Source organism: Uliginosibacterium sp. 31-12 (genome assembly GCF_030548425.1).
Classification (GTDB): Bacteria; Pseudomonadota; Gammaproteobacteria; order Burkholderiales; family Rhodocyclaceae; genus Uliginosibacterium; species Uliginosibacterium aquaticum.
Map to the genome: position 1 here is coordinate 40,762 of NZ_JAUOOA010000004.1, position 20,205 is coordinate 60,966.

20 protein-coding genes are annotated in these 20,205 nt (G+C 63.8%); 9 read left to right on the forward strand and 11 right to left on the reverse strand.

What is annotated here, in order from left to right; translation table 11 throughout:
• Positions 1-37 precede the first annotated feature (37 nt).
• A complete protein-coding gene (locus Q3Y64_RS09140; RefSeq protein ID WP_101940367.1) occupies positions 38-604 on the reverse strand; it encodes a TIGR00645 family protein in 567 nt (188 codons plus the stop codon).
• A gap of 150 nt (positions 605-754) precedes the next feature.
• Here Q3Y64_RS09140 and Q3Y64_RS09145 point away from each other — a divergent pair, with 150 nt between their 5' ends.
• From Q3Y64_RS09145 to Q3Y64_RS09155, 3 genes are all read left to right on the forward strand, one after another.
• On the forward strand, positions 755-1,297 hold the full coding sequence (locus Q3Y64_RS09145; RefSeq protein ID WP_101940368.1) for an adenine phosphoribosyltransferase: 543 nt from the start codon (positions 755-757) through the stop codon (positions 1,295-1,297).
• A 1-nt stretch (position 1,298) separates the two neighbouring features.
• Positions 1,299-1,784, forward strand: a complete 486-nt coding sequence (locus Q3Y64_RS09150) for a YbaK/EbsC family protein (RefSeq protein WP_101940369.1) — start codon at positions 1,299-1,301, stop codon at positions 1,782-1,784.
• A 149-nt stretch (positions 1,785-1,933) separates the two neighbouring features.
• Entirely contained in the window at positions 1,934-3,295 is a 1,362-nt protein-coding gene (locus Q3Y64_RS09155) for a diguanylate cyclase (RefSeq protein ID WP_303561203.1), read from the forward strand.
• On the opposite strand, the gene Q3Y64_RS09160 is transcribed toward Q3Y64_RS09155, so the two are convergent.
• Positions 3,292-3,807: a hypothetical protein gene (locus Q3Y64_RS09160; protein ID WP_170023235.1), complete on the reverse strand. Its 516-nt coding sequence runs from the start codon at positions 3,805-3,807 to the stop codon at positions 3,292-3,294. The two genes, Q3Y64_RS09155 and Q3Y64_RS09160, sit on opposite strands and share 4 nt — an antisense overlap.
• Positions 3,808-3,809: 2 nt before the next feature.
• Entirely contained in the window at positions 3,810-4,718 is a 909-nt protein-coding gene (gene hemF, locus Q3Y64_RS09165) for an oxygen-dependent coproporphyrinogen oxidase (RefSeq protein ID WP_303561206.1), read from the reverse strand.
• Between the two features lie 137 nt (positions 4,719-4,855).
• On the opposite strand from hemF, the gene Q3Y64_RS09170 reads away from it, so the two are divergent.
• Positions 4,856-6,220, forward strand: a complete 1,365-nt coding sequence (locus Q3Y64_RS09170; RefSeq protein ID WP_303561208.1) for a polysaccharide lyase family 1 protein — start codon at positions 4,856-4,858, stop codon at positions 6,218-6,220.
• Positions 6,221-6,283: 63 nt separating this feature from the next.
• Here the strand turns inward: Q3Y64_RS09170 and Q3Y64_RS09175 are convergent, their stop codons facing one another.
• From Q3Y64_RS09175 to Q3Y64_RS09195, 5 genes are all read right to left on the reverse strand, one after another.
• Positions 6,284-6,610 carry a DUF2782 domain-containing protein gene (locus tag Q3Y64_RS09175; protein WP_101940374.1) on the reverse strand — a complete coding sequence of 109 codons (327 nt, stop codon included), beginning with the start codon at positions 6,608-6,610 and terminating at the stop codon, positions 6,284-6,286.
• Positions 6,611-6,647: 37 nt separating this feature from the next.
• Complete coding sequence (locus Q3Y64_RS09180; protein WP_303561213.1) at positions 6,648-8,651, reverse strand: DUF1631 family protein; 2,004 nt, start codon at positions 8,649-8,651, stop codon at positions 6,648-6,650.
• Between the two features lie 4 nt (positions 8,652-8,655).
• Positions 8,656-9,246 (reverse strand): RdgB/HAM1 family non-canonical purine NTP pyrophosphatase, encoded by a 591-nt coding sequence (gene rdgB / locus Q3Y64_RS09185; protein ID WP_303561214.1) that lies wholly within the window; start codon positions 9,244-9,246, stop codon positions 8,656-8,658.
• A gap of 66 nt (positions 9,247-9,312) precedes the next feature.
• Positions 9,313-10,521 carry a multidrug effflux MFS transporter gene (locus tag Q3Y64_RS09190; protein WP_303561215.1) on the reverse strand — a complete coding sequence of 403 codons (1,209 nt, stop codon included), beginning with the start codon at positions 10,519-10,521 and terminating at the stop codon, positions 9,313-9,315.
• Between the two features lie 102 nt (positions 10,522-10,623).
• Positions 10,624-11,799, reverse strand: coding sequence for a phosphoglycerate dehydrogenase (locus tag Q3Y64_RS09195; protein WP_303561216.1), 1,176 nt, complete (start codon positions 11,797-11,799; stop codon positions 10,624-10,626).
• Positions 11,800-12,106: 307 nt separating this feature from the next.
• Here Q3Y64_RS09195 and fabI point away from each other — a divergent pair, with 307 nt between their 5' ends.
• From fabI to Q3Y64_RS09210, 3 genes are all read left to right on the forward strand, one after another.
• Positions 12,107-12,943, forward strand: a complete 837-nt coding sequence (fabI, locus tag Q3Y64_RS09200) for an enoyl-ACP reductase FabI (RefSeq protein ID WP_368506647.1) — start codon at positions 12,107-12,109, stop codon at positions 12,941-12,943.
• 63 nt (positions 12,944-13,006) lie between these two features.
• Positions 13,007-13,654 (forward strand): CoA transferase subunit A, encoded by a 648-nt coding sequence (locus Q3Y64_RS09205; RefSeq protein WP_170023227.1) that lies wholly within the window; start codon positions 13,007-13,009, stop codon positions 13,652-13,654.
• A 5-nt stretch (positions 13,655-13,659) separates the two neighbouring features.
• On the forward strand, positions 13,660-14,310 hold the full coding sequence (locus Q3Y64_RS09210) for a 3-oxoacid CoA-transferase subunit B (protein ID WP_303561218.1): 651 nt from the start codon (positions 13,660-13,662) through the stop codon (positions 14,308-14,310).
• A gap of 9 nt (positions 14,311-14,319) precedes the next feature.
• Here the strand turns inward: Q3Y64_RS09210 and Q3Y64_RS09215 are convergent, their stop codons facing one another.
• Positions 14,320-14,592: a hypothetical protein gene (locus Q3Y64_RS09215; RefSeq protein ID WP_101940382.1), complete on the reverse strand. Its 273-nt coding sequence runs from the start codon at positions 14,590-14,592 to the stop codon at positions 14,320-14,322.
• A 67-nt stretch (positions 14,593-14,659) separates the two neighbouring features.
• Positions 14,660-15,319: an HAD family phosphatase gene (locus Q3Y64_RS09220; RefSeq protein WP_101940383.1), complete on the reverse strand. Its 660-nt coding sequence runs from the start codon at positions 15,317-15,319 to the stop codon at positions 14,660-14,662.
• A 233-nt stretch (positions 15,320-15,552) separates the two neighbouring features.
• On the opposite strand from Q3Y64_RS09220, the gene Q3Y64_RS09225 reads away from it, so the two are divergent.
• Positions 15,553-17,187 carry a pectate lyase gene (locus Q3Y64_RS09225; RefSeq protein ID WP_101940384.1) on the forward strand — a complete coding sequence of 545 codons (1,635 nt, stop codon included), beginning with the start codon at positions 15,553-15,555 and terminating at the stop codon, positions 17,185-17,187.
• A gap of 231 nt (positions 17,188-17,418) precedes the next feature.
• On the opposite strand, the gene rng is transcribed toward Q3Y64_RS09225, so the two are convergent.
• The gene (gene rng, locus Q3Y64_RS09230; protein WP_101940385.1) at positions 17,419-18,873 is read right to left on the reverse strand and encodes a ribonuclease G; all 1,455 of its coding nucleotides are present in this window, start codon (positions 18,871-18,873) and stop codon (positions 17,419-17,421) included.
• Between the two features lie 87 nt (positions 18,874-18,960).
• Between rng and Q3Y64_RS09235 the strand changes: the two genes are divergently transcribed.
• A complete protein-coding gene (locus Q3Y64_RS09235; protein WP_101940386.1) occupies positions 18,961-20,139 on the forward strand; it encodes an NAD(P)/FAD-dependent oxidoreductase in 1,179 nt (392 codons plus the stop codon).
• Positions 20,140-20,205: the final 66 nt, after the last annotated feature.

A 20,205-nucleotide genomic window follows, 5' to 3' on the forward strand; every position in this document is an offset into this window, starting at 1 on the left:
TCAACCGGACATGGCGGGCTGAAGCCCGCCCTACGAATCAATGTTCGAGGTCTTTGCTCAACAGCAGGGTGCTGTTCATGATCCTGTCGGTATAGGCCATGACCAGAGCCGAGAGAACGAAAGTCAGGTGGATGCCGATCTGGAACATCACACCATGCTCGAGCCGAGTCAGCGCAAAGGGATCGGTGGCCTGGGCCATCTTGCTGCCGACTTCGATGAAGGTCTTGAGCAGATGGATTGAGGAGATGCCGATCAGCGCCGTGGCCAGCTTGATCTTGAGCACGCCGGCATTCACATGCGAGAGCCATTCCGGTTGGTCCGGGTGATCATCCAGATCAAGACGCGAGACGAAGGTCTGATAGCCGCCTACGATCACCATCAACAACAGGTTGGCCACCATCACCACATCGATCAGGCCCAGCACAATCAGCATGATGTCCACTTCGGTGAAGCTCACCGCGTGAGTCACCAGATGGATCAGCTCCTGCAGGAACTTGAACACGTACACGCCCTGAGCGAAGACCAGGCCGAGGTAGAGCGGAGCTTGCAGCCAGCGGCTGCCGAAGAGGAAAGCTTCGAGGTGGTGCGATGCGTCTTTTTTCATGATCTCTCTTGCAGTAGCAGGGGCAGCAGCCGGGGAACAGCTGTCTGGAGCCCATTTGGGGCCGGGTCTGCGCCCGGTCAAGCGCAAAGTATAGCAGCGGCCCCGGAGCCGTCTGGCGGGCTAGAATCCTGCCGCTATCTGGAGGAAACCATGCTGCTCGACCCCAACAATCTGCGCGACCATATCCGCACCGTGCCCGACTGGCCTCAGCCGGGCGTGCAATTCCGTGACATCACCCCGCTGCTGCAGGACCCGGCGGCGCTCCGCGTGCTGGTGCAGCATTTCGTGCTGCGCTACATGCACCAGAAGATCGACGTGGTGGCCGGACTGGACGCGCGCGGCTTCATCATCGGCTCCATCGTGGCCTATGAGCTGAACGTGGGCTTCGTGCCGATCCGCAAGAAGGGCAAGCTGCCCTACACCACGATCGCCGAGGAATACGAACTCGAATACGGCAGCGCCACCGTCGAGATGCATGCCGACGCCTGCAAAGCCGGCGACCGCGTACTGCTGATCGACGACCTGATCGCCACCGGCGGCACCATGATGGCCGGCAAGAAGCTGCTCGAGCGCCTCGGCGCCACGGTGGTGGAGGGTGCGGCGATTGTTGACCTGCCCGAGCTGGGCGGCTCGCAGCTTTTGCGTGACTCAGGCCTGCAGCTGTTCACGCTGGTCGATTTCGCGGGGCATTGAAATGAAGCCTGCCGAACACCCTAACGCCCGCCGCATCCAGCAACTTCTGGATGAGGCAGGTGTTTCCACCACGGTGGTCGAATTCGAGCAACCGACGCGGACCTCGGCCGAGGCCGCGGAAGCGGTGGGCTGCAGCGTGGCCGAGATCGCTAAATCCATCGTTTTCCGCGGCAAGCAGAGCGATCAGGCAGTGGTGGTGATCGCCAGCGGCGAGAACCGGGTGTGCGAGAAAAAGGTGGCTGCCCTGGTGGGCGAAACCCTGGGCCGGGCGGACGCCGATTTCGTGCGTACCGCCACCGGCTATGTGATCGGGGGTGTCGCCCCGCTGGGCCACGCCCAGCCGGTACGGCTGGTGATGGATGCCGATCTGCTGCGCTTCGAGCGCCTGTGGGCGGCAGCCGGCACGCCCTTCTCGGTCTTCCCGCTGAGCCCGGCCCAGCTTGCTAGCCTGACCGGTGCAGCCTGGTCCGACGTGCGCAAGGACTGAGCATGGTCCACCGAATCAGTCAGGGCGAACACCTGTTTCATGCGCAGCGTGGCGGAATGCCGCATCGCCCTCGGGTACAGGCTTAACAAAGTGGCGCGCCTGTCGTACAAAAGGTCTGTTTCTGCAACGCACACCGCCGGGCCACCCGCATGTTCTCCCTCGCCGAACTGACCGAGATCCTCGGCGCCTTGCCCGACCCAGTCTTCATCCTGACTCGCAGCGGCCGCTACGTGGCGGTACTGGGTGGCTCGGACGCCCGCTACTACCACGACGGCAGCGGCCTGGTCGGGCAACGCATCAGCGATGTACTGGTGGCGGAGAAGGCCGACTGGTTCCTCGCTGAGATCGCCAAAGCACTGCAGGCCGGCACGCTGCATGTGGTGGAATACGGGCTGGCCGGCAGTGACGTGAAGGGGCTAAATAGCGACGGGCCGCAGCAACGCATCTGGTTCGAGGGACGCGTGCAGGCCCTGGCCTTCCGTGTCGACGGCGAAGAGGCTGTGGTGTGGGTAGCCAGCAATATCACCGAGCGCCATGAGCTGGAGCAGCGGCTGCGCGCGCAGAGCGAAACCGATGCCCTGACCGGGCTGTGGAACCGCCGCCACTTCGAGAAGCGGGCACCGCTGGAACACGAGCGGGCACAACGCCACGCCTATCCGGTCGCCATCCTGATTTTTGATATCGATCACTTCAAATCGATCAACGACAGCTGCGGGCATGAAATCGGCGATCAGGTGCTCAAGCAGGTCGCCCAGACCGTAAAAGCCTGCATCCGCGAATCCGATCTGGTTACCCGCTGGGGTGGCGATGAATTCACCGTGCTGATGCCCTATGCCGACGCCGGACATGCAGCGACGGCAGCCGAGAAGATTCGCCAGGCAATTGCCAGCCTGGCTTTCAGTGGCGGCCTGAAGGTCAGCGTCAGCATCGGCGTTGCGGAATGGGCCACGCCTCATGAGAGCATCGGACGCGCGCTGTCGCGGGCCGATGAGGCGCTCTACGGCGCCAAGTCGGAAGGGCGTAACCGCGTCGTGCTGGCCGCCCCCCCGCGTGATGCGCAGGATCACGCGATGACGGTACGCCATGCCCGCCTGCTGTGGCGACGCCACTTCGAATCGGGCCATAGCCAGATCGATGCCCAGCACCGCAGCCTGTTCGAGTGCGTCGAGAGGGTGCAAGAGACGGCCGCCAAACTGGAACCAGGCAATCTGGCGAGCGTATGCGCAGCCATCGATCGACTCATCGACGACCTGGACAGCCACTTCCGCTATGAGGAAGAGGTGCTGGGAGAGGCCGACTGGCCGGGGCTCATCGCCCACCGCCTGGAACACACGCGCCTGCTCAGCAAGGCGGCCAGGCTGCGCGCCGAGCTAACGCAAGCGCAGTCCGCCGCCGCTGCGGCAGAGTTGATCGACTTCCTGATCGTCGACATGGTGGCCAACCACATACTGCGCGCCGATCGCGCGTTCCACGCCCTCTTCAGGCCCGCCAGCGAAACCCGCCAGGACTAGCGCTGTACGGACAACGTGACCAGAAAGGGGAAGTCCCGGTCGGCCGACTGCCTGATGCGGGTATCCGGCCCGAGATCACGGGTCAGCGCGGCCTTCAGCGCCTCGATGTCCACGGCCTCGCAGCGCAGATCGGCCATGATTTCACCTTCGTTTTCATAGACCGGGAAATCACTGCAGCCCACCGGTTTGAGCGGGGTGGTATAGACCGTGCAGCCGCAGGCCGCATCGAAGGCCGGGCAGGGTTTGCTGTGCGCGTAGTAGAGACCGTTGGCCGGGCGGATCTCGATCGGGCCCCGACCTGTGGCGAGGCGTTTGTCGAAAGCCTTGCGTGATTCTTCGAGCTGCCAGAGGCCCTTGACCTGTGCCCATTCCAGCTCCAGCACCAGCTTGTCGAGCTTGCAACAGGGCGCTGCACACGTCGGGCAATGCGGGATGACGGCTTCGCGCTGGTAGCCTGCGGCGGCAACAGCAAGTTCCTGAGGCGGAGTGCGGCGGAGTTTCTGCTTGTTCATCGTCAGACCCAGTCCCGCACCGGCAGGAAATCGGTATACAGCCTGGCCTCGGCGCTGCCCGGCTCCGGTTGCCAGTCATAACGCCACTTCACCTCGGGCGGCAGCGACATCAGGATGGATTCGGTACGCCCGCCCGACTGCAGGCCGAAAAGGGTGCCGCGGTCGAAGACCAGGTTGAACTCCACATAGCGGCCGCGCCGGTAGGCTTGGAAATCACGCTCGCGCTCGCCGTAAGGCGTGTCACGACGGCGCTCGATGATCGGCAGATACGCCTTGAGAAAAGCGTCGCCGACCGAGCGGGTCAGCGCGAAGCTGTTGGCGAAGCCCAGCTCGTTGAAATCATCGAAGAACAGGCCGCCCACGCCGCGCGCTTCGTTGCGGTGCTTGAGGTGGAAGTACTTGTCGCACCAGTCCTTGAAACGCGGATGCAGCGCCGGCCCAAAAAAAGCCACCGCCTGTTTGCAGGTGGCATGGAAGTGGCGGGCATCGTCCTCGAAGCCATAGTAGGGCGTGAGATCCATGCCACCGCCAAACCACCACGTCGGCTCGGCCGCTTCATCCTGCGGCCGGGCAATGAAGAAGCGCACGTTCATGTGCACCGTGGGGCACCAGGGATTTCGCGGATGCAGCACCAGCGATACGCCCATCGCCTCGAAGCCGCTGCCGGCGAGTTCCGGACGGTTGGCCGAGGCAGAGGGCGGCAGCTTGCTGCCGAAGACATGCGAGAAATTCACCCCGCCGCGTTCGAAGAAGTTGCCGCCTTCGATGACCCGGGTGATGCCTTCACCGCCTTCCGGGCGCTGCCAGGCATCGGTGCGGAAGGGCTGGCCATCGAAATCTTCGAGGGTGGCGACGATGCCATCCTGCAGGCCCTGCAGGTAGTCGCGTACGGCGAGGGAATCAGGCTTCATGGTCGGGGTGTTTGTGAAATCCGCTGGAATGGGTGTGATATCTGCCGCGCTGCCACCTCTGCGGGGGCGCATTCGTTATGCTGCAGCAATCCGCCCGGTCAGAGGCGGTTTCATCATTGTCCGGAGACCGCACCATCATGTCCATTCAGCGTTTCGCCAGAGCGCCACTGGCCGCCAGCCTGCTGCTCGCCTCTTCCGCCGTTTTTGCCTTGCCGGCCTTTCCGGGCGCAGAGGGCTTCGGGGCCGATACCGTGGCCGGACGCGGCGGGCGGGTGATCGCCGTCACCAACCTGAATGACGCCGGCCCCGGCAGCCTGCGCGCGGCGGTGGAAACCGAAGGGCCGCGCACGGTGGTGTTCCGGGTGGCCGGCACGATTCATCTCCAGTCGCCGCTGGCGATCCGCCACCCCAATATCACGCTTGCCGGCCAGACCTCGCCTGGCGGCGGCGTGACGGTGGCCGGCTACACCACGCGCATCTATGCCAGCGATGTGGTGCTGCGCTACATGCGCTTCCGCCTCGGCAACCTGACAAAGACCGAAGACGATGCCCTGGGCGTGATGCACGGCGCACGCCGGGTGGTGATCGACCATGTGAGCGCCGGCTGGTCCACCGACGAATCGCTGTCCACCGAAGGGGATGTGGCTGATATCACGATCCAGTGGAGCCTGATTGCCGAGAGCCTCAACAAGAGCGTGCATGCCAAGGGCGCGCACGGTTACGGCTCGCTGCTGCGCGTGAATGGCGGCGTATCGCTGCATCACAACGTGTACGCCCACCATCGCGGGCGCAACCCACGCTTTGGTGACAACTACTTCAAGAACACGGCACCCGGCAGCATCGATTTTCGCAACAACGTGATCTACGGCTGGGGCGACTACGCCTCCGGCACCAATGATGGCTGGATCAACATCAATTACGTAAACAACTACATCAAGCCGGCGAAATACTCGGTGCTGATCGAGCCACTGGTAATGACCGACAAGGCCACGCCGGGCAAGATCCAGCTCTTTGTGGCCGGCAATTTCATGCAGGGCAATCCGGCCGCTTCACGGGACAACTCCAGGCTGCTTGGCGCGGGCGCGCCGCCCGACAAGGTCAAGCCCGCGCCGGACAAATACACCGTGGCTGTGCAGGCTTTCGCCGCCCCGGCGGTGACCACCTGGCCGGCCCTGGACGCCTTCATTCGGGTGCTCAGTGACGTCGGGGCCAGCTACCCCTGGCGCGATTCGGTGGATCTACGCGTGATCGAGCAGGTCTCCGAAGGCAGCGGCCGCATCATCGACTCGCAGGAAGAAGTTGGCAGCTGGCCCGCTGTGCCGCAGGGCACGCCGCCGCTCGACACGGATGGAGATGGCATCCCCGATGACTGGGAAATCGCCCGGCGCCTAGATCCGAAGAACCCGGCCGATGGCGCAAAGCTGGCCCGCAACGGCTACTCCAATCTGGAAAACTGGCTCAATTCGCTGGTCAGCTCACCAGTGGCCAAGCCAGCCCGCTGAGGCAAGCCAAGCGCATGAAAAAGCCGCCTTGCGAGGCGGCTTTCTTGTGTGGGCAAGCGCTGCTTACCAGCTAAAGAGCACCCACTGCGGAATCATCTGGGCGCGATCCAGATCATTCACACGCTGGAATGCACCGCCCCGCTCGCGGGATACGAGGTAATAGGCGGGGCCCACACGCGGGGTCACCTTGATCATGTAGAGCTGACCATGGAGGCGGTATTCCTCATAGCGATCACCGCCACGATTGCGGATCGTGATCTCCGGCTCAGGATCGTTGGCACCAGCGGGCGGCGGCGGAATTTCAGCAATCGGCTCCAGTTTCTGAGCCAGGCTCAGGGTGCTGGCCAAGGAGAGGGTAAGGGCAAGAATCAGGGGAATGGTTTTTTTCATGATGGGCTCCCGGAAGCGCCAGGGCGGCTTCCACGGTTCAATGATAGCCCGCCCCTGCGCGCAGCGCCGTCTCGGCCGCCTGCTCGAAGAGCGCGCCGGCAGGCAAGGCCTGTGCCCGAGCCTCGGCCTGCTGTAGCCAGCGCTGCGGAATGACCAGGCAACGCGTGGCATCCAGCGTGCACGCCAGATACATCCTCGGGCTGCCCTCGCAGGCGCAGATCCGGAGCCGCAGGCTGCCGGCCTCGCCCGGCAGGCACAGGTCCAGCCAGTGGTCTGCCGCCAGCTGGGCAATCCACTCGGGCGGCGGGCTGTCGGTTTCCGGCGCCAGACGCACCCATTGCAGACCCGGCTGCTGACTGGCGGCTTCAAGGCGGGGCGGCGTCGCTTTCAGGATGTCGTCGCCCAATGAGGGCCCGGACTCACGCCCCTGCATGGCCAGCGCATGAAGGCTGGCGAAACTCTGAAAAGCGCGCTCACGCAAGGCTTCCGGCGTACCGATGGCATCCAGGCCGGCACGCAGCTCGGCCAGCAGGCCCGGCAAGCCAGCCAGCAAGGCATCGCGGCTGGCCGCATCGCTGCGCGGCTGCACACTCTCGACCAGCTGGTTGGCAGTGCGCAAGGCGCGCAGCCAGGCCGGCGATTTCTCGCCGCCACCATGCTGGTGGATCGCGGCCAGCACACGTACCCACAGACGTTCAAGAAAGACCCGCACCGGCCGTGGCAGATCGCCAGCGCATAGCGCCCGCACGGCGCGTGCGGCGCGATTGCGCGAATGCTCGCGCTGGGCCTCCTGCTGCAAGGCGGGCTGGAAAGCTGCGCAGGCTTCCGCCTGGCGGGCCAGCAAAGCCGCTTCATGCTCGCCCAGCAGCGCGGCTTCGCGGGCAAACACGGCGGGATCACGCTCGAACTCGCGCTGGATGCGCAGCACCGCCGCATCGATGGCGCTACACAGCGGGTCCGCCGCCGCGGCATCGGGCGCCAGGGCATAGCCCAGGCGCAGCAAAGCCTCAAGGAAACGGCTGACCACCCCGTCGGCCTGCCCCAGCACCTCGCCCTCAATCAGCGCTGCCTTGGCTACCGGCAGGCGCAGGCGTGCGAGGCTGGCACGTACTGGTGGGCACAGACGGGCATCGGCGCATAGCACGTCAAAACTCAGATTGATGGCATCCAGCGTGGCATTGCTGGCGGCGGGCAGGAGGGCCTGCAGCTCGGCCAGGCTGCCCGGCGCAGCATCGGCGGCGGCCTGCTGGCGCTCGGTAAGCCAGATGAAGACGCGTTCCATGATGGCCGCCAGCAGAGCCGGATCGAGGGTCGGCGCACTGGCTGCGGCGCCGCTCTGGCGATTGCGCAGCAAACGCTCCTGCAACTGACCCAGGGGGCCATCCAGCGTACGCCCGATGTTGAGACTTTCGCTACCGGGGCCGCCGTAGCCCTTGCCATCGCCGCTGGCCAGCGGCACCCGCTCCTGCAGCGGCTGGTAGCCGCTGCCACCTGCGTCCTGGCCGGAGCGCAGCAGGGACACCGGCTCCACGCCAGCCGCCTGCAAGGTTTCGGTGAGCCCGCTGTAGAGCTCGCGGAGCAGCACACTCAGATAGGGCCGGACCAGGTCCGGCAGCTCGAGACGCAGCTCCGGCGCGATCTCGCCGGAATCACATACCCCGCGCAAAGCCACGCAGACGGCATCCGGCCCCACGGGAAGCTGGTCCAGCACAGAGCTGTCCTGCCCGAGCAGGCGCATGAAGAGCAGGTGCAGGCGTGGCAACTCGCGTTCGCAGGCGTCTCCCAGGGCGTGGCTGAGATTGATCAGGGCCACCGTGAGGTCCATATCCTCCGGGTGCACCAGGCTGATACGCGAAGCCGTGACGCTGCGCAGGCGCTGGTATTCCTCCTTGCTGTGCAGGCCAGCCAGCTCACGGAAGGCACTGGCGGCCTCCCGCCGTATCACTTCCTGCACGGCCGGCAGACGCAAGCCACATTCGGCCAGCGCGGCTGCGAGGGTGTCGGCAAAACGCGTGCGGCACTGCTCGAGCAGGGCGTCCATGATCTCAGCCCAGTCCGCGCAGGCGTTCGATCAGCAGGCGACTGGCTTTGCCACGATGGCTCAGGGCGTTCTTCAGTGCCGCATCGAGTTCGGCGGCGGTCTGGCCCATCTCGGGCAGCAGGAAATAGGGGTCGTAACCGAAACCACCGGCGCCGCGCGGCACATCGATGATCTCGCCGTGCCATTCGCCCTCAGCGATCAGTGGTTGCGGATCCTCGGCACTCCGCACCATGACCAGCACGCAAACGTAGTGGGCGCGGCGGTCCACCTCGCCCTTGAGCTTTTCAATGAGCAAGGCGTTGTTGCGTTCGTCGGACTTCGGCGCACCGGCAAAGCGGGCCGAATACACACCGGGCGCCCCCTGCAGAGCATTCACGCAGATACCGGAATCGTCTGCCAAGGCCGGCAGCCCGGTATGCGCGGCGGCATGGCGGGCCTTGAGCAGGGCGTTTTCGATGAATGTACAGTGTGGCTCATCCGCTTCCGGCACGCCCAGTTCGGCCTGCGGCAGCACCGTCCAGCCCAGCGGGGCCAGCAAGGCCTGGAATTCGCGCAACTTGCCGGCGTTATTCGAAGCAAGAACGAGTTTTTTCATGGCAGGCGGCTTTCATGACGATGTCAGCATTCTAAGTCTGGAGAAACATCCCCTTGTAGCGGCTTTTCAGGATTTTTCCGGTGCATTTCCGGGCTTAACGCTCAGGTGTCGGCTCCAGGCGAAGAAAACCACCGAACACACCCAGAAGCCGGCCATGGTCCACGCCATGGTCAGGGTGGAGTGCCACACCATCGGGGCCACCACTCCGGCCAGCACCGACATGATCATCGTATGGATGAAGCCCTGGCAGCTGGCGGCCATGCCGCGCCGCGCCGGGAAGAGATCCAGCGCGATCAGGGTCAGGCTGGGGAAGGCCAGATTCATGGCAAAGCTCTGCAGCGCCAGTTGCGGAATGCGGGTCGCGACACTGTCCGGCAACAGCAAATTGGCCGCCAGATTCCATACCGCTGCGAGGGCGGTGATCGCGAACCCGAGCTTGATCACCTGCAACTGGGTGAAGCGGTGCGAGAGGCGCACCGCCGTCATCGAACCGCCGATCATGCCGCACACCAGCGGCACGAAGAGCCAGCCGAACTCGGTGGCACCCAGCCCAAGATGACGCATCAGAAACACCGGCGCGGACATCACGTAAAGGAAGAAGCCCAGGAAGATGAAGCTCATGGCCAGGGCGATGAATACGAAGGGGCCGCTGCCCAGCACCGCGCGGTAGCCGGCCAGCATGTGGCCGGCGGCCAACGGCTGGCGCTTCTCGGGCGGCAGGGTTTCGGGCAGCACACGCCAGGTCATCACGATCTGCACCGCCGCCAGCAGGGTCAGGAACCAGAAGATGGCACGCCAGCCCAGATGCTCGGTGAGAAAACCGCCGAAGATCGGCGCAATCGCCGGGGCAATCGCGAACACCATTGCGATGTGGGACATCAGGCGTTGCGCGGCCGGGCCGTCAAACAGATCGCGCACTATGGCGCGGCCCACGATCACGCCGGCGCCTGCCGAGAGGCCCTGCAGGGCGCGGCCGAGCAGGAGCACATGGATGTTGCCGGCACTGGCGCAGAGGATGGAGGCAATCAGGAAGACGACCAGCCCGGCCAGGATCACCCGCTTGCGGCCCAGTGAATCAGAGATGGCTCCGTGCCACAGCATCATCACCGAGAAGGGAATCATGTAGGCGGTGAGAGACTGCTGCATGGCGACCGCGTCGGTCTGCAGCGAGGCCTGCATGGCCGGGAAGGCGGGCAGATAGGTATCAATGGCGAAGGGGCCGATGGCATTCAGGAAGGCCATCAGCACGGCCAGTACGGGGTAGGAAAGCTTCATCAGGGTGTTACCGGTCCAGCAAAGTGGGCTACGTACGGCCCAGAAGGAAAGAGGCCCGTCCTCACGGACGGGCCTTTCCAGATTAGCGGAAGCTGCGACGACTTACTTGCAGTTCGGAATCACGCGCACATTGATCACACCATCCACGGCCTGCAGCTTGGCGACCAGATCGCCGCTCACGTCGCCGGACACGTCGATGATGTTGTAGGCGTAGTCGCCACGGTTCTTATTGAGCATGTCGTCGATGTTCAGGCCCGAGGCGCCGATAGCGGCGGTGAGGCTGCTGATCACGTTGGGCACGTTCTTGTTGCTGATCGTGATGCGGGTCTTGCCAGTGGGGGCCATTTCGCAGGCCGGGAAGTTCACCGAATTCCTGATGTTGCCGCGCTCGAGGAATTCACGCGTCTGGTCGGCCGCCATCACCGCGCAGTTGTCTTCCGACTCCGGCGTCGAGGCACCCAGGTGCGGCACGCACAGAACCTTGTCCACGCCCAGCAGTTCATCTTCGGGCAGATCGATGACGTAGCCAGCGACATGGCCGGAAGCGATCGCGGCCTTGATGGCGGCGTTGTCGACCAGACCATTACGGCTGAAGTTCATCAGACGCGCGCCCTTCTTCATGCGGGCAATGCGCTCTTCGTTAAAGAGGTTTTTGGTGTCCTTGGTGGCCGGTACGTGGATGGTGATGTAGTCGCACTCGGCGATCATCGCGTCCAGGCTGGCGGCCTTCTGCACTTCATGCGACAGCTTCCAGGCAGCATCTACGCTGACGAAAGGATCGAAGCCGATCACGCGCATGCCCAGTGCGTTGGCGGCATTCGCCACCAGCACGCCGATGGCACCGAGGCCGATCACGCCGAGGGTCTTGCCCTGGATTTCCGGACCAACGAACTGGGCCTTGCCCTTTTCCACCAGCGGCGGCACTTCGTCGCCCTTGCCCTTGAGCGTGTTGGCCCAGGTGATGCCTTCATAGAGATTGCGCGAGGACAACAGCAGGGACGCGATGACGATTTCCTTCACGCCGTTGGCGTTGGCGCCCGGGGTGTTGAAGACCACGATGCCGCGCTCGGAGCACTTGTCCAGCGGGATGTTGTTCACGCCAGCGCCAGCGCGAGCAATGGCCTTCACGGAGGCCGGGATGTCCATGCTGTGCATGTCGGCCGAGCGCAGCAGGATGCCGTCCGGATTGACGATCTCGGTAGCCGATTCGTAGTTGTCGCGCGGCAGGCGGTCGAGGCCGCAGGCGGCGATCTTGTTGAGCGTCTGGATCTTGAACATCGTGTTGTTCCTCGAACGTGAAAGAGAAAAGCCTTGCAGGGCGCGGCCTGGCCGCGCTCCATGAAAACCGGTGAACACCCTGCGGGGAGACAGCAGGATCCGCATTGTAGTGGTTTTGTATTGCCGGCAACTTGAAGCGGCTCAAGGCAAGTGATCGCGGCAGGCCCTTGCGGGCAATCGTCACGCTGGCGTCATTGCCGCGAGGCAGCATCCATAGCCATATGCTGAAAAGGGCTGCTATCCTGAATTTGCTGCTTTGCAGCATCCGCCGCTGCAACATTCCCTGAACCGATTCCGAGGAGCAAGCATGGCCACCACCTTCACCGATCCGAACTCTATCGACCCCCTGCCCAAGGTCTGGGACGAAAATTCCCGCGTGGGCGACATGCTCAAGGGCAAGAAGGGCCTCGTCGTGGGGGTGGCCAACGCCGACAGCATCGCCTTCGGTTGTGCCGCCAAGCTGCGCGCTTTCGGCGCCGACATCGCGCTGACCTACCTCAACGAGAAGAGCAAGCAGTACGTGGAGCCGCTCGCCAAGCAGATCGACTGCTCGCTGCTGATGCAGATGGACGTGGCCAAACCCGGTGAGATGAAGGCCGTGTTCGAGCAGATCGAAGCCGAATGGGGCAAGCTGGATTTCGTGATCCACTCCATCGCCTTCGCCCCCAAGGATGATCTGCACGGCCGGATCGTGGATTGCTCGCAGGAAGGCTTCCTGCAGTCGATGCAGATTTCCTGCCACTCCTTCATCGAGATGGCACGCTACGCCGAGCCGCTGATGAAGGATGGCGGCGCGCTGGTCACCATGACCTATTACGGCGCCGACAAGGTCGTCGGCAACTACAACATCATGGGCCCGGTAAAAGCCGCCCTGCAGGCCTCGGTGCGCTACATGGCGAACGAGCTTGGCCAGCATGGCATCCGCGTCTATGCCGTGTCGCCCGGCCCGCTGAAGACCCGCGCCGCCAGCGGCATCGCCCACTTCGACGAGCTGATCGACATGGCCGTGACGCGCTCACCGGGCCAGCGCATGGTATCGATCGACGAGGTCGGCCGCGTGGTGTCCTTCCTCGTCGGCGGTGGCGCTTCGGGCATGACCGGCGACACCATCTTCGTGGATGCCGGCCTGCACATCGTGGCCTGATTCACGCCTGTCTGCGGGGTGGCTGCGCCCTCCCCGCCCCGACAACTCCAGACGGAACACGCGATGCAGACCATTTCCCTTGCCGATGCCGTGGCCCTGATCCCGGATGGAGCCAGCCTGATGATCGGCGGCTTCATGGCCGTCGGCACACCCGAACCCATCATCAATGAACTGGTCCGTCAGGGCCGCAAGAATCTCACCGTAATCGCCAACGACAGCGCCGCGCCCGGCCGCGGCATCGGCAAGCTGATCACGGCACGCGCCGTGAGCCGCCTGATCGCCAGCCACATTGGCCTGAATCCGGAAACCCAGCAACAGATGCTGGCCGGGGAACTCGAATGCGAGCTGGTGCCGCAGGGCACCCTGATCGAGCGCATCCGTGCCGGCGGCGCCGGGCTGGGCGGCGTGCTCACGCCCACCGGCATCGGCACCAGCGTTGAAGAAGGCAAGCGCAAGATCGAGGTGAATGGGCGCGAATACCTGCTCGAAACGCCCTTGCGCGCAGATTTCGCGCTGGTCGGCGCGTTTCTCTCGGACTACCTCGGCAACCTGCAGTACGCGCTCACGGCGCGCAACTACAACCCGATCGTCGCAATGGCGGCCGACACCGTGATCGTGAATGCCGAAAGCATCGTGCCGACCGGCGTGATCAGCCCCGATCACGTAATGACCCCCGGCGTGCTGGTCGATTACCTGATAGCCCACGAGTGAGAGCCATGGACGCACAAGAACTAATCGCCCGCCGCATCGCCCGCGAACTGCGCGAAGGCATGCTCGTGAATCTCGGCATCGGCATCCCGACCCTGGTCACCAATTACCTGCCCGCCGGCATGAACGTCCATTTCCAGTCCGAAAACGGCCTCATCGGCACCGGCGCCGTACCGGACCCCGGCATGGCCCAGCCGCGCCTCACCGATGCCGGCGGCAAGCCGGTGAGCGCCCTGCCCGGCGCCAGCGCCTTCGACAGCGCGATGTCCTTCGCCCTGATCCGTGGCGGCCATCTGGACATGACCGTGCTCGGCGGCCTGCAGGTAGACCAGCGCGGGCGCCTCGCCAACTGGACCATTCCCGGCAAGATGGTGCCCGGCATGGGCGGCGCCATGGATCTGGTGACCGGCGCACGGCGGGTGATCGTGGCCATGCAGCACAATGCCAAGGGCAAATCCAAGATCGTGCGCGAATGCAGCCTGCCGCTGACTTCGGCGCGCATCGTGGATCTGGTGGTCACCGATATGGCTGTGATCGACTTCGCCAACGGCCGTGCCCGCCTGCTCGAAACCGCACCGGGCGTCAGCGTGGCCGAGGTGGTTGCGGCCACCGAAGCGGAACTTGAAATCCCGGCCGACGTGCCGGAAATGCAGCTTTGAGCTAGGCGCTCAGATCTGCTCAGCGCCGCGGATTGCCGAGATCGGCAAACCAATCTCATCGTTGGGCCCAAGGCCCATGAAGCCCGAGAGGCGGATAGAACGAATCGCACTGAGCGGAAACAGCTGGATCTCGTGCTCGAGCTGGATCACCACGAACTGGCCCTGCATGAAGTCTTCCAGGCGCATCTTGCGGGCCGCCGGGCTGCTGGGCGGCGCGGGAAATGTGAAGCTTTCCTTCTTGCCGTCGAGAAATTCGATGACGAGAAAACGGTTGGGCTCCATGGTGTGCAGCTCCTGTCAGTCGAATGAAGGCTTTTCGAGTATGGGTGTCAGCCTGCTGGTGGTCAAACTACATCAACGCGATCAGCACATCCTTGAGCGAATCCACTACCGGTACGCCGTAGCGACGGATATCCGCCTCCGGGCGCAGCAGGTCGGGCACCATCACCACCGGCATGCTGGCAGACACCGCAGCGCGCACGCCGGCATTCGAGTCTTCCAGAGCTAGGCAATCACGTGGCTCCACACCGATCCGACGGGCGGCCAGTTCATAGATGTCCGGTGCCGGCTTGCCGCGCACCACTTCATCCCCACAGGTGAGCGCGCCGAAATAAGGCAGCAGATGGACGCGTGCAAGCTTGGCCTCGGCGCGCGTGCGCCGCGTGGAGGTCGCCACGCCACGCGGAATGTCCGCCGCCACGAGATAATCCAGCAATTCACGCACATAGGGCTTGAGCGGAATGTCCCCCGCCACAATGGCCGCCTCGTACAGTTCGCCGAAACGCTGACGATGGGCTTCGAGCGGAAAATCTTCGCCAAAGGCTTTTAAAATCAAAAGATTGGCATCTTTCGAATTAAGCCCGACCAGCGACAGGCCGACCTCAGCGGACCAGGGCGTACCCAACTCACGCGAAGCCTGCTCGAAAAATCGCAAGGCCACACGTTCGGAATCGAGCAGCAGGCCGTCCATGTCGAATATGACAGCGCGAGGGCGGGAAAGGCTCAGCATAGGCGGTATACCCTTGAAAAATAAGTCAATACGGGTGGGACCGTTCACATTATCCCGCCTGATTTTGTAGGACAAACTCCTACAACAGCCGTTCGTCGCCGTGTAGGAACGGTCATAAGAAAGCGCTTGGGAACATACCTCTGCGCATGTCCAAATTCACCCCGGCAGAAGCACGCCTTCGTGGTGTTACCGCGCCACCCCCGGAATAAAACTTTAGAAGTAGGAGCAATCCCATGCGATTCACGATCAAAACCACCGCTGCAGTTGTCGCAGCGCTGCTGGCCGGCAGCGCCTTCGCGGCCTCCACCGGTGGTTTCGCCACGGCTGACGGCAACATCGGTAGCGCCCGCAAGTTTACCGCCAAGACCTACGCCGAAATCAACACCATCATCGCCAATGCCCGCGTGAATGACGCTGGCAGCAAGGTGGCCACCGGCGCTTATCCGCTGCACATCACCTACACCGGCAATGAAGACGCGCTGATTGCCCAAATCGTCAAGGACTCGACGATCGACGCCAACCACAATTGCCCGGCTCCGCACTGGAGCGATGCCTACCGCTATGTCGAGGTGAAGAACTACACCGCCGGCATCACCATCGAAGGCGCAAACGGCTCTTCGGCCAACTTCGGTATTGTGATCAACGGTGGTTCCAGCAACGTCGTAGTCAAGAACATGAAGATCGGTGCCCTGGGCGGTGCCAGCAACGACGCAGACATGTTCCGCATCGACAGCGCCTCCAACGTGCTGATCGACCACAACGAAATGTTTGCGGTGAACAACGAGTGCAATGGCTCGCCCGACGGCGACCTGACCTTCGAATCCTCGATCGACATCAAGAAGGATTCGCACAACATCACCGTGTCGTACAACTTCATCCACGACAGCAAGAAGGTCGGCCTGGATGGCTCCTCGGCTTCCGACATCGGTAACGGCCGCGAGATCACCTACCACCACAACTACTACAAGAACGTGAACGCCCGCCTGCCGCTGCAACGCGGTGGCTGGATCCACGTTTACAACAACCTGTACGACGGCATCACCGACTCGGGCATCAACGTGCGCACCGGTGGCTATGCACTGATCGAGAAAAACTTCTTCCAGAACGCCAAGAACCCGATCACCTGCCGTTACGACACCGCCAACTGCGGCAAGTGGGATCTGCGTGGTAACAACGCCACCAGCGCAGCGGATAACGCTACCTACGGCATCACCTGGAACGACGCTGGTTCGGGCGGCATCAACGCCGACAGCTGGACCACCACTGGCGCCTTCCCGAAGACCCTCAGCTACACCTACGAGCCGGTCAGCCCGCAGTGCGTGAAGGACAAGCTGGCCCAGTACGCCGGCGTGGGCAAGAACGGTGCTCAGCTAACGGCTGCCGCCTGTAGCGGCTCCACCAGCTCGGCTGCTGCCTCTTCCGCCGCAACCTCTTCGGCCGCGGCCTCGAGCAAGGCCGCCAGCTCGGCTGCAGCCGCCAGCAGCGCCGCGTCGTCCAGCAAGGCTTCGAGCTCGGCAGCCGCCAGCTCTGCCGCTGCTTCGAGCAAGGCAGCCTCCAGCGCCGCAGCCAGCAGCAAGGCCAGTTCCTCCGCCGCTTCGTCCAGCAAAGCCAGCTCGTCGGCTGCATCGTCCGCAGCGTCTGGCGCTCCGGTCCTCTCCGGCACGGGTGACTACCCCAACAACTTCAGCAAGTGTGCTGACGAAGGCAAGACCTGCACGCCGAGTCGTGGCACCGGTTGGGTGGCTTTCGGCCGCAAGGGCAAGTGGGTGACCAAGTACGTCGGTGTGGACAAGAGCATCGCCTGCACCGTCGCCGCCTTCGGCGCCGACCCGGCTGGCAATCCGAACAAGTGCTCCTTCCGTAACTGATCGGCAGCACTCAAACAAAGCCCCCGTCCGGTTACCCGGCGGGGGCTTTTTCATGGGCCGACACTAGACGCTCGGAAGCTGTTCACGATCTGTAGCGAGAGGCCGTCAGCAGGGGCTGTAGCAGCGCAGCACAGGAACCGGAGTTTACGTTGATCAATGAGGAGTCCGAGCTGCGCATGAGTCCTCTCGGTTATCAATGAGCGGCCTCGCAGTCAGGTCGGGAACAGCTTCTCAGAGCAGCACGATGTCGAACTGCTCCTGGGTGTAGCTGGTTTCGGCATGGAAGGAAATCGGCTTGCCGATGAAATCCTGCAGATTGGCAATCGCCTGCGCTTCTTCGTCGTGAAACAGATCGACCACGCCGGGCGCAGCCAGGATGCGGAATTCACGCGCGTTGAACTGACGCGCCTCACGCACCACCTCGCGCATCACTTCGTAGGCCACGGTCCGGCCAGTCTTCACTTCACCACGCCCGCCGCAAGTGGGGCAGGTTTCGCACAGTACATGGGCCAGTGACTCGCGGGTGCGCTTGCGCGTCATCTCCACCAGGCCCAGCGAAGTGAAGCCGCCGACCGAAACCTTGGTGTGATCACGGGCCAGGGCGCGGGTCAGCTCGGCCAGCACGGTGAGGCGATGCTCCTCGTTTTCCATGTCGATGAAGTCGAGCAGGATGATGCCGCCCAGATTGCGCAGGCGCAGCTGGCGGGCGATGGCCTGAGCCGCTTCGAGATTGGTCTTGAAGATGGTGTCGTCGAAGGTGCGTGCGCCAACGAAGCCGCCGGTGTTCACATCGATGGTGCACAAGGCTTCGGTCTGATCGATGATCAGGTAGCCGCCGCTCTTGAGGTCGACGCGCCGCGCCAGCGCCTTCTGGATTTCGTCTTCCACACCATGCAGATCGAATAGCGGACGCTCGCCGGAGTAGTGCTCCAGGAGATGCGCCACACGCGGCATGTAATCGCTGGCGAACTGGCTGAGCTTCTGGAAGTTCTCGCGCGAGTCGATGATGACCTGCTCGGTGTCGCTGCCGACCAGATCGCGCAGCACGCGCTGGGCGAGGTTCAAGTCGCGGTAGAGCAGCGCAGGCGGCTTGCCTTCAGTGCGCTGAAGCTGGATCTCGGCCCACAGCTTGCGCAGGTAGGCGATATCGGCGGCAAGTTCTTCGTCGCTGGCCTGCTCTGCCTGCGTGCGCACGATGAAGCCGCCTTTTTCCTCACCGGGCAGCAATCCCTGCAGACGGGCGCGCAGGGCTTCGCGGCCAGCCTCGCTCTCGATGCGCTGGGAGATGCCGATGTGTTTGTCCTGCGGCAGATACACCAGCAGGCGGCCGGCGATGGAGAGCTGAGTCGACAGGCGAGCACCCTTGGTGCCGATCGGATCCTTGAGCACCTGCACGATGAGACTCTGGCCTTCAGTGAGGATGCGCTCGATCGGGCGCTGCTGCTCGCCGGCCGAGCGATCCACCCAGATATCCGCCACATGCAGGAAGGCGGTGCGCTCCAGGCCGATATCGATGAAGGCGGACTGCATGCCGGGCAGCACGCGCACCACCTTGCCGAGATAGATGTTGCCGACGAAACCGCGCGCATGTTCGCGTTCGATGTGCAGTTCCTGCACCACACCGTTGTAGAGCAGCGCGACGCGCGTCTCCTGTGGCGTGAAATTGACTAGATAAGCCTCGCTCATGGGGCCCCCGGAATCCTGTTGGTAGCGACATTCTACCGGCTGGCAGCAAGCCGCCGGCTATCATGCTGCCCATTGAGGAGAAGCCTTGTGACTGAGACTTTCGATGTAGTGGTGATCGGTGCCGGTGCGGCCGGCATGATGTGCGCCAGCGTGGCCGGGCAACGCGGCCGGCGCGTGCTGGTGATCGACCATGCCACCGCGCTGGCCGAGAAGATCCGCATCTCCGGCGGCGGGCGCTGCAACTTCACCAATCTGCAGGCCGGCCCAGCTAACTTCCACTCCGAGAATCCGCATTTCTGCCGCTCCGCCCTCGCGCGCTACACACCGCAGGATTTCCTCGCCCTGCTAGCCCGCCATGGCATTGCCTGGCACGAAAAACACAAGGGCCAGCTGTTCTGCGACGACTCCGCGCAGAACATCATCGACATGCTGGTCGCCGAATGCAGCAATGGCAATGTCGCCTGGCGCCAGCCCTGCAAGGTCGAGGCCCTGCAGCGCGAAAACGAGGGCTGGCGGGTGGATACCGACGCCGGCAGCGTACTCGCCCAGTCCGTGGTGATCGCCACTGGCGGCCTGTCGATCCCCAAGATCGGCGCCACCGATTTCGGCCACCGCATCGCCCGCCAGTTCGACATTCCGGTGATCGCGCCGCGCCCCGGCCTCGTGCCGCTGACCTTCGACGCCGGCAGCGCGCCCTTCGCCGAGCTGGCTGGCATTGCACTGGAAGTCGAGCTCACCTGCAACGCCGGCTTCTTTCGCGAAGACCTGCTCATCACCCACCGCGGCCTGTCCGGCCCGGCGATCCTGCAGATCTCCTCTTACTGGACGCCGGGCGACGCCCTGCGCATCAATCTGCTGCCGGACCTGAAGGTGGACAGCGAACTGCTTGCTGCCAAGAACGGCGCGCGCCAGCATGTGGTAAGCGTGGTGGCGCAATGGCTGCCGCGACGCATGGCGGAGCTGTTGGTGGAGCGCGCGGGCCTCGCTGGCCGCCCGATTGCCGAGGCGGGCGACAAAGCTCTGCGGCAGCTTGCCGCCAGCATCAACCAGTGGGAGCTCAAGCCCTCAGGCTCCGAAGGCTATCGCAAGGCCGAAGTGACGCTCGGCGGCGTCGACACTCGCGCGCTGGACCAGAAGACCATGATGGCGCGCAGCCAGCCCGGCCTGCACTTCGTCGGTGAAGTCATGGACGTCACCGGCTGGCTGGGCGGCTACAACTTCCAGTGGGCCTGGGCCAGCGGCTACGCTGCGGGAATGGCAGTCTGACGAGTGCATCCGGACCAGGAAAAACTGCCTTACGTGTTGCACCCCTGCTCGACAACAAGACAGACA

Coding starts and splice junctions, on each gene's coding strand:
- hemF (WP_303561206.1), bottom strand. CDS start 4,718: ATGAAGCCTGATTCCCTCGCCGTACGCGACTACCTGCAGGGCCTGCAG.
- Q3Y64_RS09180 (WP_303561213.1), bottom strand. CDS start 8,651: ATGGACGCCCTGCTCGAGCAGTGCCGCACGCGTTTTGCCGACACCCTC.
- Q3Y64_RS09195 (WP_303561216.1), bottom strand. CDS start 11,799: ATGTTCAAGATCCAGACGCTCAACAAGATCGCCGCCTGCGGCCTCGAC.
- Q3Y64_RS09220 (WP_101940383.1), bottom strand. CDS start 15,319: ATGCTGAGCCTTTCCCGCCCTCGCGCTGTCATATTCGACATGGACGGC.
- Q3Y64_RS09215 (WP_101940382.1), bottom strand. CDS start 14,592: ATGGAGCCCAACCGTTTTCTCGTCATCGAATTTCTCGACGGCAAGAAG.
- Q3Y64_RS09150 (WP_101940369.1), top strand. CDS start 1,299: ATGAAGCCTGCCGAACACCCTAACGCCCGCCGCATCCAGCAACTTCTG.
- Q3Y64_RS09140 (WP_101940367.1), bottom strand. CDS start 604: ATGAAAAAAGACGCATCGCACCACCTCGAAGCTTTCCTCTTCGGCAGC.
- Q3Y64_RS09175 (WP_101940374.1), bottom strand. CDS start 6,610: ATGAAAAAAACCATTCCCCTGATTCTTGCCCTTACCCTCTCCTTGGCC.
- Q3Y64_RS09160 (WP_170023235.1), bottom strand. CDS start 3,807: ATGAACAAGCAGAAACTCCGCCGCACTCCGCCTCAGGAACTTGCTGTT.
- Q3Y64_RS09205 (WP_170023227.1), top strand. CDS start 13,007: ATGCAGACCATTTCCCTTGCCGATGCCGTGGCCCTGATCCCGGATGGA.
- rdgB (WP_303561214.1), bottom strand. CDS start 9,246: ATGAAAAAACTCGTTCTTGCTTCGAATAACGCCGGCAAGTTGCGCGAA.
- rng (WP_101940385.1), bottom strand. CDS start 18,873: ATGAGCGAGGCTTATCTAGTCAATTTCACGCCACAGGAGACGCGCGTC.
- Q3Y64_RS09145 (WP_101940368.1), top strand. CDS start 755: ATGCTGCTCGACCCCAACAATCTGCGCGACCATATCCGCACCGTGCCC.
- Q3Y64_RS09210 (WP_303561218.1), top strand. CDS start 13,660: ATGGACGCACAAGAACTAATCGCCCGCCGCATCGCCCGCGAACTGCGC.
- Q3Y64_RS09190 (WP_303561215.1), bottom strand. CDS start 10,521: ATGAAGCTTTCCTACCCCGTACTGGCCGTGCTGATGGCCTTCCTGAAT.
- Q3Y64_RS09170 (WP_303561208.1), top strand. CDS start 4,856: ATGTCCATTCAGCGTTTCGCCAGAGCGCCACTGGCCGCCAGCCTGCTG.
- Q3Y64_RS09225 (WP_101940384.1), top strand. CDS start 15,553: ATGCGATTCACGATCAAAACCACCGCTGCAGTTGTCGCAGCGCTGCTG.
- Q3Y64_RS09155 (WP_303561203.1), top strand. CDS start 1,934: ATGTTCTCCCTCGCCGAACTGACCGAGATCCTCGGCGCCTTGCCCGAC.
- fabI (WP_368506647.1), top strand. CDS start 12,107: ATGGCCACCACCTTCACCGATCCGAACTCTATCGACCCCCTGCCCAAG.